The following is a 16,040-nucleotide window of genomic DNA, read 5'->3' as shown; positions in this document are numbered from 1 at the left end:
ATTGATTATAATATTCTAATTGATAATCCCATATTCCTAAACCATTTTGACTGTCATTATCAAATCTAACATATTTTGAAGCTTTGGATTCTTTTATTAATTTATACTGTCTTCTATATTCATCTAAATTATTCAATATATCGACTTTATAAATAAGCTCTAGATTTTTAAATCTTTCTAGAATCTCTTCTTTAGTTGTTTTAGATGATTTCTTACTCGAATTTATAATAGCATTAAGTTTTGCTCTAGTATCTTCATCATAAAAATCATCTTCATTTACTGATTTTTTTGAAAAGCTAATTAAATTTTCTTTATAATGCAATGAATAATCCAAATCCAAGAATTCATTTAGCTTTCTCTCGCAATCTAATATTAATTCTGGTTTTTCCTTTATATATTCAGAATGTTTTTTTAAACGTACAGTAACTATGTTCCTCATAATTTCAGCCATACGAGTCTTGTGTTCCTTTTCATCATCTCCTGTAACATTCTCTTTAAGAAACCAGTTTACACCTAGCTGACTTACCATATCGCAAATATCTGCATGTCTATCATCTAAAGCAATAAAAATTCCGGAAGTATCTTCTGGAAGTTCATAATCTTTTAAATAAGCATAAGGTTGTACTTTTCTATATATGTTCTTGTTTTTTTTAGACGCGACTTCTTCTACATAGTTATCCAAATACTTTTCATAGTCTAAGGTATGTTCTAATACATTACCTAAGGGAGAGTCTTCAAGAATATCGGTAGATAATTTAGAATTATATTTTTCGGAACTAGGTGTGTTCTCTGAATTATCATCATCTACCAATGGTGTTGATGATAAGTAAAACATATCTTTATTAATAAATTCGGGACTGCTTTCACTATAAAAAATATCCGCTACCGCATCCACCAGCCCTTCATAATATCCAGCATGATGGTTATATAGAGAATCACTATGGCAATAGTCGTTAAGGTCTAGCTTGCGCATCCATTTTTTACGGTCGGAAGATTCAGAGCGCATGTGTTCACATACTCGCCATGTCCAACGATGATAACTGAATCCTAAGAAGAGTGTATGTTTGGCTGGGTAAGACAAATAAACCTTGCTGTCACCTTCAGTACCCCGTTCAGACGGCTCTTTCGTTGATTCGTCACTTCCCCAGTCGTACTTAATTAGGTTTGCACCTTGAACTTGATATTCGTGAAAAGTTTCTGCATCTTCATCATACACATACAACCAACCATCACGCAGGCGGCGCATTGTGTATTTAGCATGTTTGAGTTTGAATGGCCCCTGCCAATTGCCCTTTTCTGGAAATGGATTGAGTTGGTTGCCTTTGTCATCCATATCATCAATGGCATAGCGCACAGGCACAATGGCAACGCTTTCGCCACTAACAGGGCAACTTTTTGCGACAGATTTGGAATCTGAGCTGTTTGAACTTTGTGCTGCTGAAATTGGGTTATCTGACGACATATTCCTAGCCTTTATTATTGGTTGTATATTCACCCCAAGCCATCTGTGCAGCTTTTTCTATACGTTGTGAAGGGGTGAGTTCTGACGGTTTGTTCATTAGCATATCAATCTGCGGGTATGCTTTTTTTATATGTTGCTCATCACTTCCCACGCATGCCAACACATTGAAATATTGAATTAAATCGCGTTCTGTTGAGAATCCTTTGTTATATCCTTCTAACGCTTTGTCATTAATCCATTGATAATAATCAGAATGATTGAATCGTTCTTCAGGGAAAAATTTATCTATATGATGTGCGATATTTTCTTGTGTATTACGCCAAGGAATAGTTCCTAACTCTTCCCACAATTGGTCATTTAGCAGTAATACCTTTCCTTCTTCCAAACCATGTGGCTCTTCTGGCGCTGTGAGGTGTTGCCATCCCATACGAGTAGGAATCCAAGCGGATTTTATCGGCCCCCAAAAGGGAGAATCTTTATGTCCAAGTAAAATCCATGCCACTTCAGAATGAGCCATTTTTAAAAACACGTCACTGCCATACGGTGATTGAGCCTTTATAAAGCGGCGATAATATTCCCGAATATCATCTAGGGAGCTATCCGAGCTAAAGAAAAAGCCTGCAGTGACGTCATTTAATTGGAAGAACCAATTTCTAACACTAGCGGTTGCTGTAACGATATATGGTGAAACATCTCTCAACTTATCGTATGGCTCGTAAATATAGATAGGTTCAATATCAAGCCCATCTGGAATTTCATACAACTGCTCTGGTAACTTGGAAATCTGCCCGCCATCGACAAAAAGATAGAGTGGCTGGTTCTCTAATCCATCAAAAGATGGCGTCATTTCAGCAAAGTTTAGCTTCATGAATCTTGTCCCAAGCTACATGTTTCTGCTACTGCATCTTTCCCCGTTAGAGCTTCGATCTGCTGTCCCACAGATATAGCACTAGAACTTGATGAAGACGCCGTTTCAACTGCTTCAACTTGCTCTGATGAAACTGTTGCTGATTTCAATTGAGAATCTACTTCCGTTTGAGACGCCACCACACTAGCCCCTTCTGTTTCAGCCAATGCCTCTACATCTTCCAAGGAGGTTGGTAATGCAGCCACTAAGCCGCCGTAACCTGAACCTGCGCCCGCGCTACCGCCGGAGTTCAGATTAATGGCTGACCCCACGACAGTGACGCCTGATGCGTCTAATTTAATAAAACTTCCTGATGCGCTGATGGTAAGTTCATCTCCGGCATCTAGTACAATCTTGTTACCAGCTTTTAGATGCACTTCACTACCAGAGTCGATAATGGTTTTATCTGTCACCTTTTGATGGAGCGAGCCTGTCACATCAATGGTTTTATCTTTGGTAATGTTATTACGGCTTTCACCTTTCACCGTCAGGTGTTGGTTATTTTTAACTTGGGTGTAACTGTGACGGTCAACGGTAAGATGTTTATCGTTATGAATCACTTGGGTGTGATCATTTTCAACCAAAGCTTCATAGTCTTTTTGCGCATGAACAAAAATCTTTTCGCTATCAGCTTGGTCTTCAAAGCTTAATTCGTTATAGCCTTCCCCTTGGTGGGTCTCGGTACGCAACACGGTTTTAGTTTTGTTATCTGGCAAAACATAGGGTTGGGTATTGGTCGCATGATAGGTACGGCCAGTAATAATTGGCTGATCAGGGTCACCATTTAAAAATGACACGATGACTTCATGGCCGATGCGAGGAATCGCCATTGTGCCGTATTGAGGGCCTGCCCAGCCTTGAGAAACCCGAACCCAACACGAGCTTTGTTCATCGGCATTAGAATAACGATCCCAAGGGAAATGAACTTTCACGCGACCATATTTATCACAAAAAATTTCTTCACCTTCAGGACCAACAACACGCGCAATCATAGGGCCATCAACTTGTGGTTTCGGCTGTGGTGTTGCTTGCCAGTTTACGGTTGAAGGGATTGCTTTAAATTGGTTAGAGTAAGTCGTCGCGCCACTGCCAGACTCTTCTTCAAGTGCTTGAGGCTGCTCACCTTGATGGCTCACCGCCACCAGCAAATACGAACTATTCATCTCATCATTAAGATGCTCTTCCAGCGTAAATTGGTAACCCGCCCTCATTAGTGGTTGGTTGCCTTTACCGGTAAACGTTTTTGCATTACGACGCAGAAATTCTAGGCGAATACTATTAAATGCTTTGCCTGATGTATCATCTTTAAAGCGCCCTGGTGCATCAAAATGTTCGTAATTATCAGTGAGCTGATAATCCATATTGGTGCCTTCAGCACTTTGAGCAAACTGATAGCTAGGTTTTTTGAAACTATAGTCTTGTAGCGCTGTACGGCTTACATCGCTTTGTGTATGGGCATTAAAGTGCGATACATAAGGCGTATCGTTGGTACCGCCAGATAACGCATTGTAAGGAATGGCATTGGTGATGGATGGTAAGCTTGATGTTCCATCAGTGAAGAGCAACGTATGTTTGCCCTCTTCATGTACAAAGCTATACACCAAGCCTTCTTCAGCTGCGAGTCGGTGGATTAATTCAAGATCTGTTTCACGGTACTGAACACAAAACTCACGCTGCGCACACTCGCGCTGTACGTTAAATGCGTAATCAGTCACTCCCATTTCTTGCAGCAGAATAGAAATGATTTCAGGCACTGTTTTGAGTTGAAACAGGCGGCTGTTTTGACGCAGTGACAAACGCTCAAGCGCAGGCACTAATGTTAATGAATAAAATGTGTAGTTGTGTCCAATATCGCCCTGAGTAAAGTTGCGAACCACGCCATTGACGCGTTGTACGACTTCATCATCACGATACAGAGTCAGTTCTGCCATTTTATCAACAACTTGATCGGGGGTGAGATCCGTTTGCCGAGTCGCCAATTCGATAAAATATTTAAAGCCGTAACAGGGTTGACCTTTAAACAAACTGTCTGACAGGGATTCGTGCCCTTCAAAGCGTCGAACGACTAACGTATCGTCTTCCACTCCGTCTATTTTTATTGAATAACCTAGCCTTGCCATCCTGTTTTTCCTTTATTCTTTATAAACAGTAAAACCTTAAGCTCAAAACACCACTATGATGCCTTGGGCTTAAGGTTCGATTTATCGCTCACCTCTTGGGTGAGCGATGAGTGCTTCAAGCGTGATGGATTACGCTTCGACAGGTGTGCGCCAGTCATCTGAACCCGAAGTACCCGCATTAACGTGGTCCCAAGTGATCTTACGGTAAGTCAATGAAACAGTGAGATTTTGGGTAAAGTCCGATTTAGTCGGATCTTGGCAGTGTGGCATTTCACAACGAATATCTACGATGGATGCGTTTTCTAGCTTAGTGGTAAAGAAGTTCTCTTGTTTACCTTCGATAGAAGTACGGTACCATTTCAGTTCAACTGTCGACATTTTTTCGCCAGATGCCAATGCGTTGTATAGCAATGGAACCGCTTTGTTTAGCGATACAGTAAACTTAAATGCTTTATGAACACGCTGGCCTGCAGGTTGACCTGATTGAGGATCCGTTGGAACAGTCACGTTGTGATCGAACTCTTGAACCAGCATTTCGTCTTCATGGCCTTCTACATAAGAATCACCGATTGAATCTGCTGTGCATGCGCCAGCAGTGATAAGACCCTGAGTTTGACCTTCGATAGAGATATAACATGGAGTTGGCATTGCAAATTCCTTTCTAATATTGATGATTGCGCCTAGCGCGTTGTCAATATAAAGAGAGCAAGGTCAATGCCAACAATCGCCCTTATAAAAATCATATAGTTATAATCAATCATCACGTTTTAAAGCAATAACCTGCCTAGCCCTGAGCAAGATCTTGCTTGCTGGGCAAACTTCGTACAAACGACGCTTTTTGAAACTGTGATCCTGCTTCAGATCAGATTTATATTAGTAAAACTTACCGACAAAAAAGCCCAATTCACAGTGTAAATTGGGCAAAACAAAGCAAGACAATTAACAAGAACTAACGTAAGAATTTGTAGTACACCGTGGCCAATGGCGGTAAGCGTAAATTTAAGGATTGGGGTAAACCTTCACTGTCTATTTTTTCGGTTTGTACTTGCGAACGCACCATAAAATCACTGCCATCATAACGGCGATCATCAGTATTTAGGATGAGTTGATAACTGCCCGCACATGGCATACCCAAGCGGAAGTTTTCGTGAGGAACTAGAGTAAAATTAGTGATCACCAGAATCCGCTCGCCATGCTCACTCATTCTCTCATGAGCGAGTACGCTGATATCGGCAGCATCCGTTAAACGCCACTCAAATCCTTTCGGTTCGTTATCTAATTCGTATAACGCAGACTCATTACGGTAAAGGTGGTTCAGGTCATGAATCAATTTATGAATTCCTTTATGGCGAGCAAAATCAAGCAAGAACCATTGCAACTGATCGTCATGATTCCATTCACTGGTTTGCCCAAATTCAGCCCCCATAAAGTTTAGCTTTTTACCCGGTTGGCCATACATATACCCAAAGAAAGCGCGTAAGTTTGCGGTTTGTTGCCATTCATCGCCTGGCATTTTATAGATCAGCGACTGTTTTCCATACACGACTTCATCATGAGACAGCGACAATATATAGTTTTCGCTATGGGCATAAATCAGCGGGAAAGTAATCGTATTATGGTGATATTTTCGATTAATAGGGTCTTCTTTCATGTACTCTAGGCTGTCATGCATCCAACCCATATTCCATTTAAAGCCAAACCCCAAACCGCCAAGAAAGGTTGGACTAGAAACCCCTGGATAGGCGGTCGATTCTTCTGCGATGGTCATCGCATTAGGGAAATGCTTATACACTTCCTCATTCATCCATTTCAACATCGCAATCGCTTCATAGTTCTCCCGGCCGCCATCAATATTCGGAATCCATTGATCATGGCTACGGGAGTAATCTAAATAGAGCAACGAAGCCACCGCATCGACTCGAATACCGTCAATATGGAACTGTTCAAACCAATATAAAGCGTTAGACACCAAGAAACGACGCACATGCTCTTTACCCATATCATAGATATAAGAGTTCCAATCTTGATGCCATCCACGCCGCGGGTCAGGATCATGATACAAAGGTGTACCATCAAAATTCGCCAACCCATGGCTGTCTGAAGGAAAATGTGCAGGCACCCAATCCAGTACAACACCGATATTGGCTTGGTGACACTTATCGACAAAATATTTGAAATCATCTGGGTTACCAAAACGGCTGGTTGGTGCAAATAAACCTACGGGTTGATAGCCCCAAGAACCGTAAAATGGATATTCAGCGACGGGCATTAACTCCACATGGGTGTAGCCCATTCCCATCAAATATGGCACCAATTGATCAGCTAATTCACGGTAATTGAGAAAACGATTATTTTCTCCTCTGCGCCATGAGCCAACATGTATCTCGTAAAATGATAATGCTTGTTTACGTTTTTCCGTTACTGGGCGCTGCAACCACGGTTGATCTCGCCATTGATAACGATTGTGATCATAAGTGACAGAAGCAAAAGATGGATATTGTTCGGCATAAAAGCCCCAAGGGTCAGCGCGATGCGGTAACCCTTCACCATTTGGACCTTTTAATTCAAATTTGTATGGTGTGCCTTCTGGGAGATCTGGCATAAAGATTCCCCATATGCCGTAATCTAAACGCTGCATTGGTGTACGGCGTCCATCCCACTCATTGAAACTACCAATCAGGCTACAAGATGATGCGTTGGGTGCAAAAACTAAAAAACGCGTACCGTTAATGATCTTGCCGTCACGCTCAATAGAGACTAGCTGTGCCCCCATATGGTGATACATGGTTTTTGGTGTGTGCAGATCTTCATATTCTGCATACACTTCATGATATTGATAAGGGTCATCAAGAATTTGCTCAGTTCCTTCCCAATCGATCGCTAATTGGTAATGCGTAAAACGTAAGTCACGTGAAGAAGGTAAAATAAATCCGCCATCCCATTCGGGCTCCAAGGCGATTCTCTCTTCACCTTCCACCAGCAGTTCGACGCCACTCGCCCCAGGCATCCATACCCGTAGAGCAATATGTTTATCGGCCACAAAAGGGCCTAAACAAGCAAATGGATCAGAGAAATGGGCGTTATCTAACGCTTGATAAGCGAGCTGTAACTTCGAAGGTTTTTTCATTATATTCAATATAGAACGACTCCTAACCTAACTGTATCTATCACGATCAATCTGTTGATCGTGATATGTTTCTCTTCCATGAATACTGAGCAAGCCATTCAGATCTACTCAGTAACAACATTTAAGGGTCAATCTATTACCAATAGTTGATATCTGGTAATGACTTAGAGTACCACCCTCTCCAAAGAATAGTCACCTAAAGTCATATTAACGAACCCTAATTTTAGATAGAGTGAGCTAAGATCCACTTCTGCTATCCATTACTAACAAATCACAAGAGTCAGAGTCTAAGCTGAGTGAATCCTGCCACAGTAGCGATACCACTCTTTTGGCTAAGATCGTGACACTTGCCGGCGTATTTCACTTAAATGAGCCGCCATACGATTCACTTCTTCTTTGGCAAACATTTGCTCCAAGTTGCAAGATAACTTACGTCGCCAGTTAGGGTACTCATCAACGGTGCCAGGAATATTCACTGGCTGATCCATTTCCAACCAATCTTCTAGTTGTACGCTTAGCAGAGCAGAAGAACCGGCAGCAACGTGTAATTGCAATGCTTCACTCAAATAGGAATCCATCGGCACATACATGGCATCATGGCCAATCCCTTCAGGCAAACGGCCATGACCGGCGACAGAATCCAAAATACCTTGTTTACTGCGTAAACGGTCATCAAATAAACGCTGCAGTTGTTCTTTATCTGGATATAGACCAATTTCACCACCCAGTTTTAAATCTTCACAGTGCCAAAATCCTCGTAGCGTCGGCATGTCGTGAGTGCACAGTGTCGCCATCGATTGAATCGGATAATGCTTAGGTGATATGTAGCCTCCATCTGTCTTGGAGGTTTCAAAGAAGAAAACTTTGTAGGAGTGAACACCAGCATCACGCAACAAATCTGCCATTTCATCGGGAACGGTTCCCAAATCTTCGCCAATAACACTGCATTGTTGACGATGGGATTCAAGCGCAAGAATCGCTAGCATGTCTTTAACGGGATAATACATATATGCACCATTGGTAGCAGACTCACCACGCGGAATCCACCATAAACGCAGTAATCCCATAACGTGATCAATACGTAAAGCACCACAATGCTGCATGTTACGCCTCAATAACTGGATAAACAGTTCATACCCTGTTTCCTGCAATTTTTGAGGATTTAGAGGAGGCAGTCCCCAATTTTGCCCTAACGGTCCAAGTATATCTGGCGGAGCGCCAACGCTGGCTTGCAGCACCAAATTACCATTATCAGACCAAGTTTCAGAGCCAGAATCAGCCACACCAACGGCAAGATCACGATATAACCCGACTGTCATTCCTTTTTGTAACGCGAGTTGCTGCGCTTCGTGAATTTGTGTATCGGCAACCCACTGGAGATACAGATACAGTTGCACTTTATCCTGATGCTCTTGAGCAAACTGCTGCACTTCACTATTTTCGTAGCGGCGATATTGCTCAGGAAAGGCTGGCCAACCCCATAAATTATGCTGTTCGTTTTGCAAGTGAACATGAAGAGCATCAAATGTGGCCTGCTGTAGTAAGCTACTTCCCCCCTCTTCTACGAACTGCTTAAATAACTGGGCACGCTCACTATTACTCGATAAATGACGCTGTTTAAATTCATCATAAAGCAGCGGCAATACACTCATTTTAAGTTCAGCAACGTCGGTATAGTTGACCCAATGGGTATCACGTACTTTCTGCAAACGAGATTGAAACTCAGGCCCTCCCACCACTTGCTGCGCCGTGGCACTTAATGAAAACTCAGGAACTGAACTGACATCAATGTAGAGGATGTTTAACCAACGTCGAGAAGATGGACTATAAGGGCTAGCCGCTTCAGGGTTAGCAGGAAATAGGGCATGAATCGGGTTAAGACCGACGAAATCCCCACCACGAGAGGCAATATCTGAAACCAATTGTTTTAAATCGCCGAAATCCCCCATTCCCCAATTGTGTTGGGTTTTAAGCGTATATAATTGCACGCTTGGGCCCCATAACTTTTTACCTTGTTGTATCTCTGGCTGCTTATAGCATGCTCGCGGAGCAATAATTAAACGCATCTGATAAGGCGCCTTGCGCCGTTTTCGGGTCAACGTAAATTGGTGATACCCTATTTCAAGCTGAACCGGTAGATGCAAAATGAGAGTACCAGTGTGTTCGCGATCATCACAAGCAATCACCTCACTCACATCTCCCTGAAACGTATTTCCTTGTTCAGTAATCAGTGACCAATGAAAATCAGAAGCTCGACTACCTATGGATACCCGTAATGGTATTTCTAACGCCTCATCTTGGTGTAATACCAACACAGGCTCGAGTAATTCCGCTTTGTGCTTTTTTTCTGCACTGGCTAATAACAAATCATCACTACTGATATCGTAACCCAGATCAGCCAATAGTTGCTCTATCACACCCGCTGCAACAGGAGTAAATTCTCCTCGAGCGCTGATGTAACTGTCTGAAATATTCGCCTGCTCAGCCACTTTTTTTAGTACATTACTATCAATCATTCCCAACTCCGAAAAGCTTCCATGCTTTTCAATCACAATCCTTGGAACCATCTTAAGTACCGTTATGGCACTACTAGCGCTTGACTGGTGTTAGTTTCCAAATCTGCTTCACATAATCTTGAATACTACGATCCGAACTGAATTTACCCATTAGTGCTGTATTCAGAATGGCCTTTTTAGCCCAACCAGATTGATCGCCGTAATCAAGATCAAGTTGGGTTTGAGCTTCAACATAAGAAGCAAAATCCGCCAGTACTAGGTAAGGATCCCCACCATTAAGCAAGCTGTCATACGTTGTGCGTAATTTTCCTGGTTCACCGGGAGTAAATTCTTCACCAACTAAAAGATCTAAAGATGCTTTAAGTAACGGATCAGCCTGGTAGAAGTCATAAGGGTTATACCCACTCGCTCGCAATTCATTGACGCCATCGATATCGAGGCCAAAGATGTAAATATTGTCATCGCCAACCTCTTCACGAATTTCGACGTTAGCACCATCCATCGTACCGATAGTCAAAGCGCCATTGAGTGCAAGTTTCATGTTACCGGTGCCCGATGCTTCTTTACCTGCTGTAGAAATTTGTTCTGAAACATCGGCTGCTGGAATAATAATTTCTGCAATACTGACGCGATAATCAGGAATGAAAACGACTTTCAACTTGTCATTGACTCGCGGATCCGCATTAATTTTTTCGGCGATTTTGTTGATCGCATAAATAATCTCTTTGGCAAGGTGATAGCCTGGCGCAGCTTTGGCAGCAAAGAACACCACTCTCGGTTGCATATCAAAATCTGGATCCGTTGTTAAGCGATGATACAGCGACAATATGTGCAGCATGTTTAAATGCTGACGTTTGTATTCATGTAACCGCTTTATTTGCACATCAAAAATGGCATCGGTATTAAGATCAATGTCCATATGATCTTTCACCCAAGCGGCCAACCGCTCTTTATTCTCTTTCTTCACCGCCATAAAACGTTGCTGGAAGGTTTTATCATCGGCATATTTAGCAATGGCTTGCAGCTGATCTAAATGTGAGGTCCATTTATCGCCAATTTTTTCTGTGATGAGGTCAGAAAGACCAGGGTTACAAAACTTCAGCCAACGACGAGGGGTAATCCCGTTGGTCACGTTTTGTAAACGTCCAGGATAAAGTTCGTTGAACTCAGGGAAAAGATGCTGTTTTACTAATTGAGAGTGCATTGCCGCAACACCATTCACCGCATAAGAGCCAACGACACAAAGATTGGCCATTCGTACCATACGATGGAAGCCTTCTTGAATCACTGATAGCGTTTGCTGCTTCGATACATCACCGGGCCACTTAGCACTCACTTCCAATAAGAATCGGCGGTTAATTTCGTAGATAATCTCCATATGACGAGGCAATAACCGTTGGATTAACCCTTCATCCCATGTTTCCAGCGCTTCAGGCAACAAAGTGTGGTTAGTGTAAGCAAAAGTCTTACTACAAATTCCCCACGCTTTTTCCCAAGACATCTCTTTTTCATCAATGAAAATCCGCATCAACTCAGGAATAGCGATTGTTGGGTGAGTATCATTTAACTGGATAGTTTCGTGCTCAGGTAACTCTTCTAGTGAAAACCCGGCATTTAAGTGACGACGCAAAATATCACGAACAGATGCAGCACTATGAAAATATTGCTGCATTAAACGCAGTGTTTTGCCCTTTTCATGGTTATCGTTTGGATACAGCACCTTGGTGATGTTGTCAGCATCAATCAAAGCGTGCTGCGCTTCAAAATAGTTACCATTGTTAAAGCTTTCCAAGGAGAAAGGAGCAATAGCTCGGGCTTCCCATAAACGCAGCGGATAAACCGTGTCATTTTCAAATCCGACAATGGGTAAATCCCATGGCATCGCTTGTACGATCATCCCAGGCACCCAGTGGCGCTTTTCCTTTCCATCCACATGTGTAACTTCAACATGACCGTAAAAACCGATGTCTTGCTTTAATTCCGGACGTGGAACTTCCCATGGATAGCCTTCAATCCCCTGCCATGCATCTGGAGATTCTTTCTGATGACAATGATCAAATGATTGTTTAAATAGACCATATTCATAGTGCAAACCATAACCCACTGTGGGGTATTCTAGTGCTGCACAGGAATCCATATAACATGCGGCCAAACGACCAAGACCACCATTTCCCAATGATGGGTCACGCTCTTCTTCAAGCAAATCGGTAACATTCTGTCCTAATTCCGACATTGCATCGGCAACGGAATCGAACAATCCTAAACTGATTAAGTTATTACCAGTCAGCCTACCAATCAAAAATTCTAGAGAAAGATAGTTGAGGCTTTTCGCTTTAACGATCCGTTCGTCTTGCTCTGTTTCTAGCAAGTTCAACATGGTTAATTCAGCCAGTGCACGCGCCATTGCTAAGTACCAAGCATGGGTTGAAGCATGCTCAACGGTCGTTGCATAAGTCGCATTTAAATGACGTTTAACATTACCTTTAAATAACTCTTTATCGAACGGGTATTTTTGCGTAGGTTTCATTGCGAAATCTCACCTGTTATTTCATCCATTTGAGACATATCGTGCATCCCTTTTTATTGAGACACCTCATCCTCCCACTCAACTGAGTGGGCGTAGTTTGTGAGGCGTAGAGAATGCCGTACCTAAGGTTGTGACTCGTTCTGTAACGTTTTTTCGATCATGTTGAGTAAACACGTTTCATCTGAGCGACCCACCCGGACCCCAAGCCAACTATGACGACATAGGTATCCTACTTGTATTAACAGTAGTTCTGCTTTTGATTGCATAGCGAATAACCATTCAGAATAGAGATCAAAAATGTTGTATAGATCACACTAACTTGGTATTAAACGACTAAATTTCATTCTATCTGGTACAGAAGATAAGCTAAGAGAAGAGATTAAGACTTTATTTTGTGATAAAAATCTCATTATTAGGGCGTAGGTAAAGGATTTCTTGTCCAGATAGTGAAATATCGTTAATGATCAAAACATGGTGAAAATATATTCAGGTAGCGTTAATCACACAGCTCAAATAACACAGCGCATGACTCTTTTTCGATCCTCGATCGATCCGCGCATTGTGATCTTCTACCTATAAAGAGAACGACATAAAACATGTGGATCCCATCAAAGCTGGTTCGTCCTGATAGACAGAACCACCGCATAATTCGGCCAAGGATTTTGGCCATACTTAAACAGGCGCAACAAGCCAAGCTGGTCTTGTTTCGCACTCCTGCGGGTTATGGTAAAACAACGATGGTGCTGGAATGGCTGGATAATGAACCTCATGTCGGGTGGTTCAATATTGACCCCAGCGATAATGACAGTTATCGCTTCACAAATTATTTAATTCAAGCACTTAATCAAGCTTTAGATGGTCAATGCGAAAATAGTCAAACATTGGCTCAACATCATCAATATACGTCACTGCACGCACTATTTACGATGTTACTGGGAGAGTTAACCGCAATATCCCATCATACCTATCTTGTTCTCGATGATTATCACCATATCCATAACGAGGACATCCACGATGCGATGCGCTTTTTCTTAAAACATTTACCTACAACGATCACACTGGTTTTAACTTCTCGATCTGTCCCACCACTGGGCACGGCAAATCTAAGAGTAAGAGAACAGTTAGTCGAAATCGACCACCAGCAGTTAGCGTTTGATAATGATGAAACCGCACGTTTTATGGCCAAAAGAACTGGGAAATTACTCGATGATGTCACGGTTAAACACCTACGCCAATATGTAGAGGGTTGGCCTTCTGCGTTGCAATTGATCGCCATGCAATCCCACCCAGAATCCAGCGATTGGGATCCCAACACAACCCCGCCAGATCATACCCACTTGTGGGAATATTTGATCGAAGAAGTTTTTTCTCAACTCGATCCCGATACGCAAATATTTTTGATGCAATGTTCCATCGTTGAAGATTTTAATGCAGAGATGGCGTGCATTATTACCGGTAATGATGACGCGTTGCGCCGACTAGAGCAGCTATCGCGTTTAGGGCTATTCATTTGGCCAGTCAGAACGGTATCTTCTGCGGCGAATAGACGACTATTTTCTCATTACGAATCAGGTCATTGGTTTCGCTTTCACAACCTTTTTGCGGAATTTCTTACTCATCAGAGACAAAGTCGCTTGCCTGATCAAGAAGCTCAGTTGCATTCTTTAGCTGCCCAAGCTTGGCTCAACCAAAACAATGCTAACCTCGCCCTTCATCACGCCAGTTTAGGGCATAACATGGCATTACAAGTGGATATACTGCTCACTCATGGTTGGACTTTATTTAACCAAGGCGCGTTAGAAGCGCTAGATATTGCAATTGATAGCCTGGACGATGAAGCGCTCTATAGCCATCCAAGTTTGTGCCTAATGCAAGCGTGGTTAGCACAAAGTCAGCATCGATACGAAGAGGTGGCAAGCCTATTAGATTATGCCGATCAGCAGATGGCTTTGCGTAAAATAGCACCCAGCACTCGCGAACAGGCCGAATTTAACGCGCTCAAAGCACAAGTTGCGATTAATCAAAATCAGCCCAATGAGGCACTCGAGTTAGCAGAGCAAGCATTAAGTTTCCTTGATAATACAACCTATCAAAGCCGTATCGTCGCCACTTCAGTCGTGGGAGAAGTTAATCACGTTCTCGGCGATTTAAGCCGTGCATTATCAATGATGCAGCAAACCGAAAAACTCGCTCGCCAATATCAAATCTATCCTCAAGCACTTTGGGCTATGTTACAACAAAGCGAAATTTTGCTTGCCCAAGGGTATGCTCAAGCTGCTTATGAAGTACAAGATAATGCCTTTCAGTTCATTAAAGAACATCACTTACAGCAGCTTCCCTTACATGAATTTTTACTTCGTATAAGAGGTCAATTACTCTGGTGCTGGAATCAATTAGAAGAAAGTGAAACTAACGCTTTGCTGGGGTTAGAGGTGCTAGGCGAAGGGATGCGCAGTAAGCACTTACATTGCTATTCATTACTCGCAATCATAGCGATAAGTCGCGGAGAGATAGATAAAGCAAGTCGTTATATCAGTGAAATACAGCAGCGCATCAATACGTCCACATTTCACGTTGATTGGACAGCACATGCATCTGCCGCTTTGATTCTCTATTGGCAAGTCAGTGGAGATACCGACGCTGTTGAGCAGTGGTTAGCCAATACCTCCAACCCCAAGGAGGCACGAAATCATTTTACCCAACTGCAATGGCGAAATATTGTTCGCGCTAATATGATTATCGGCCAAGAAAAACTCGCCTTACAAGGTTTAAACTTCCTTATCAAAGAAGCAACCACTTACCAACTGGTTACCGATCTTAATCGTGCTCAAGTGTTACAAGCCTACTTATACGAGCACCAGAATCAGCATGATAAAGCGGATAAATGTATGCAACGAGCCCTTAAGCTTTCATCTCAAACCGGCATGGTGGGTAATTACCTTTTAGGTGGAGAGTTAATATTGCCCGTCGTTAAGAGAGTAGCCAATCAGACGGCACTATCAGATGCAGAAAAATTCCGCGCAAAAAATATCATTAAAGCCATAGAAAGTGTCCAAAATAGTCGCTCAGTACACTTTGACGAAGAGTTTATTAAAAAGTTAACGACCAGTACCCATGCACCAGAACTTATTCGTACCAGCCCACTGACGTCGCGAGAATGGCAAGTCTTGGGATTAATCTATTCAGGATTAAGTAACGAGCAAATTGCACAAGAATTAGATGTTGCTGGAACAACCATTAAAACCCATATTCGCAATCTGTATCAAAAGTTGAATATCGCTAACCGTAAAGAAGCGATTGCCACGGCAGAGCATTGGCTCAATATGCTGGGCTATTAACGGCATGTTTTTTTAGATTAAACGGCGAGACGAGTGAGGCAGT

General features: G+C 42.4%; 8 protein-coding genes. 1 reads left to right on the top strand and 7 read right to left on the bottom strand.

Annotation, left to right across the window (positions count from 1 at the left end; translation table 11 throughout):
• The 7 genes from F9817_RS19135 to F9817_RS19105 all read right to left on the bottom strand — a co-directional run.
• The coding region (locus F9817_RS19135) for a toxin VasX (protein ID WP_345789748.1) at positions 1 to 1,462 on the bottom strand (1,462 nt) is incomplete at its 3' end.
• A gap of 4 nt (positions 1,463 to 1,466) precedes the next feature.
• On the bottom strand, positions 1,467 to 2,330 hold the full coding sequence (locus F9817_RS19130) for a DUF4123 domain-containing protein (protein WP_161157770.1): 864 nt from the start codon (positions 2,328 to 2,330) through the stop codon (positions 1,467 to 1,469).
• Entirely contained in the window at positions 2,327 to 4,489 is a 2,163-nt protein-coding gene (locus F9817_RS19125; protein ID WP_161157769.1) for a type VI secretion system Vgr family protein, read from the bottom strand. Before F9817_RS19125 ends, F9817_RS19130 begins: the two co-directional genes overlap by 4 nt.
• A 129-nt stretch (positions 4,490 to 4,618) precedes the next feature.
• Complete coding sequence (locus F9817_RS19120; protein WP_161157768.1) at positions 4,619 to 5,137, bottom strand: Hcp family type VI secretion system effector; 519 nt, start codon at positions 5,135 to 5,137, stop codon at positions 4,619 to 4,621.
• Between the two features lie 301 nt (positions 5,138 to 5,438).
• Positions 5,439 to 7,625, bottom strand: a complete 2,187-nt coding sequence (gene glgB, locus F9817_RS19115) for a 1,4-alpha-glucan branching protein GlgB (protein WP_345789747.1) — start codon at positions 7,623 to 7,625, stop codon at positions 5,439 to 5,441.
• A 323-nt stretch (positions 7,626 to 7,948) separates the two neighbouring features.
• A complete protein-coding gene (gene malQ, locus F9817_RS19110) occupies positions 7,949 to 10,132 on the bottom strand; it encodes a 4-alpha-glucanotransferase (protein WP_161157766.1) in 2,184 nt (727 codons plus the stop codon).
• A 73-nt stretch (positions 10,133 to 10,205) separates the two neighbouring features.
• Positions 10,206 to 12,659, bottom strand: coding sequence for a glycogen/starch/alpha-glucan phosphorylase (locus F9817_RS19105; protein WP_161157765.1), 2,454 nt, complete (start codon positions 12,657 to 12,659; stop codon positions 10,206 to 10,208).
• A gap of 596 nt (positions 12,660 to 13,255) precedes the next feature.
• On the opposite strand from F9817_RS19105, the gene malT reads away from it, so the two are divergent.
• Positions 13,256 to 15,997, top strand: coding sequence for an HTH-type transcriptional regulator MalT (gene malT, locus F9817_RS19100; protein ID WP_161157764.1), 2,742 nt, complete (start codon positions 13,256 to 13,258; stop codon positions 15,995 to 15,997).
• The last annotated feature ends 43 nt before the right edge of the window (positions 15,998 to 16,040 follow it).

Source organism: Vibrio eleionomae (assembly GCF_009874545.1).
Lineage (GTDB): Bacteria > Pseudomonadota > Gammaproteobacteria > Enterobacterales > Vibrionaceae > Vibrio > Vibrio nitrifigilis.
The sequence above is the reverse complement of the archived record's forward strand: the minus strand, read 5'-3'. Positions and strand labels throughout refer to the sequence as shown.

Excerpts from the sequence above, each read along its gene's own strand:
- F9817_RS19130 (WP_161157770.1), bottom strand. The coding sequence starts at position 2,330 with ATGAAGCTAAACTTTGCTGAAATGACGCCATCTTTTGATGGATTAGAG.
- F9817_RS19125 (WP_161157769.1), bottom strand. The coding sequence starts at position 4,489 with ATGGCAAGGCTAGGTTATTCAATAAAAATAGACGGAGTGGAAGACGAT.
- F9817_RS19120 (WP_161157768.1), bottom strand. The coding sequence starts at position 5,137 with ATGCCAACTCCATGTTATATCTCTATCGAAGGTCAAACTCAGGGTCTT.
- malQ (WP_161157766.1), bottom strand. The coding sequence starts at position 10,132 with ATGATTGATAGTAATGTACTAAAAAAAGTGGCTGAGCAGGCGAATATT.
- F9817_RS19105 (WP_161157765.1), bottom strand. The coding sequence starts at position 12,659 with ATGAAACCTACGCAAAAATACCCGTTCGATAAAGAGTTATTTAAAGGT.
- malT (WP_161157764.1), top strand. The coding sequence starts at position 13,256 with ATGTGGATCCCATCAAAGCTGGTTCGTCCTGATAGACAGAACCACCGC.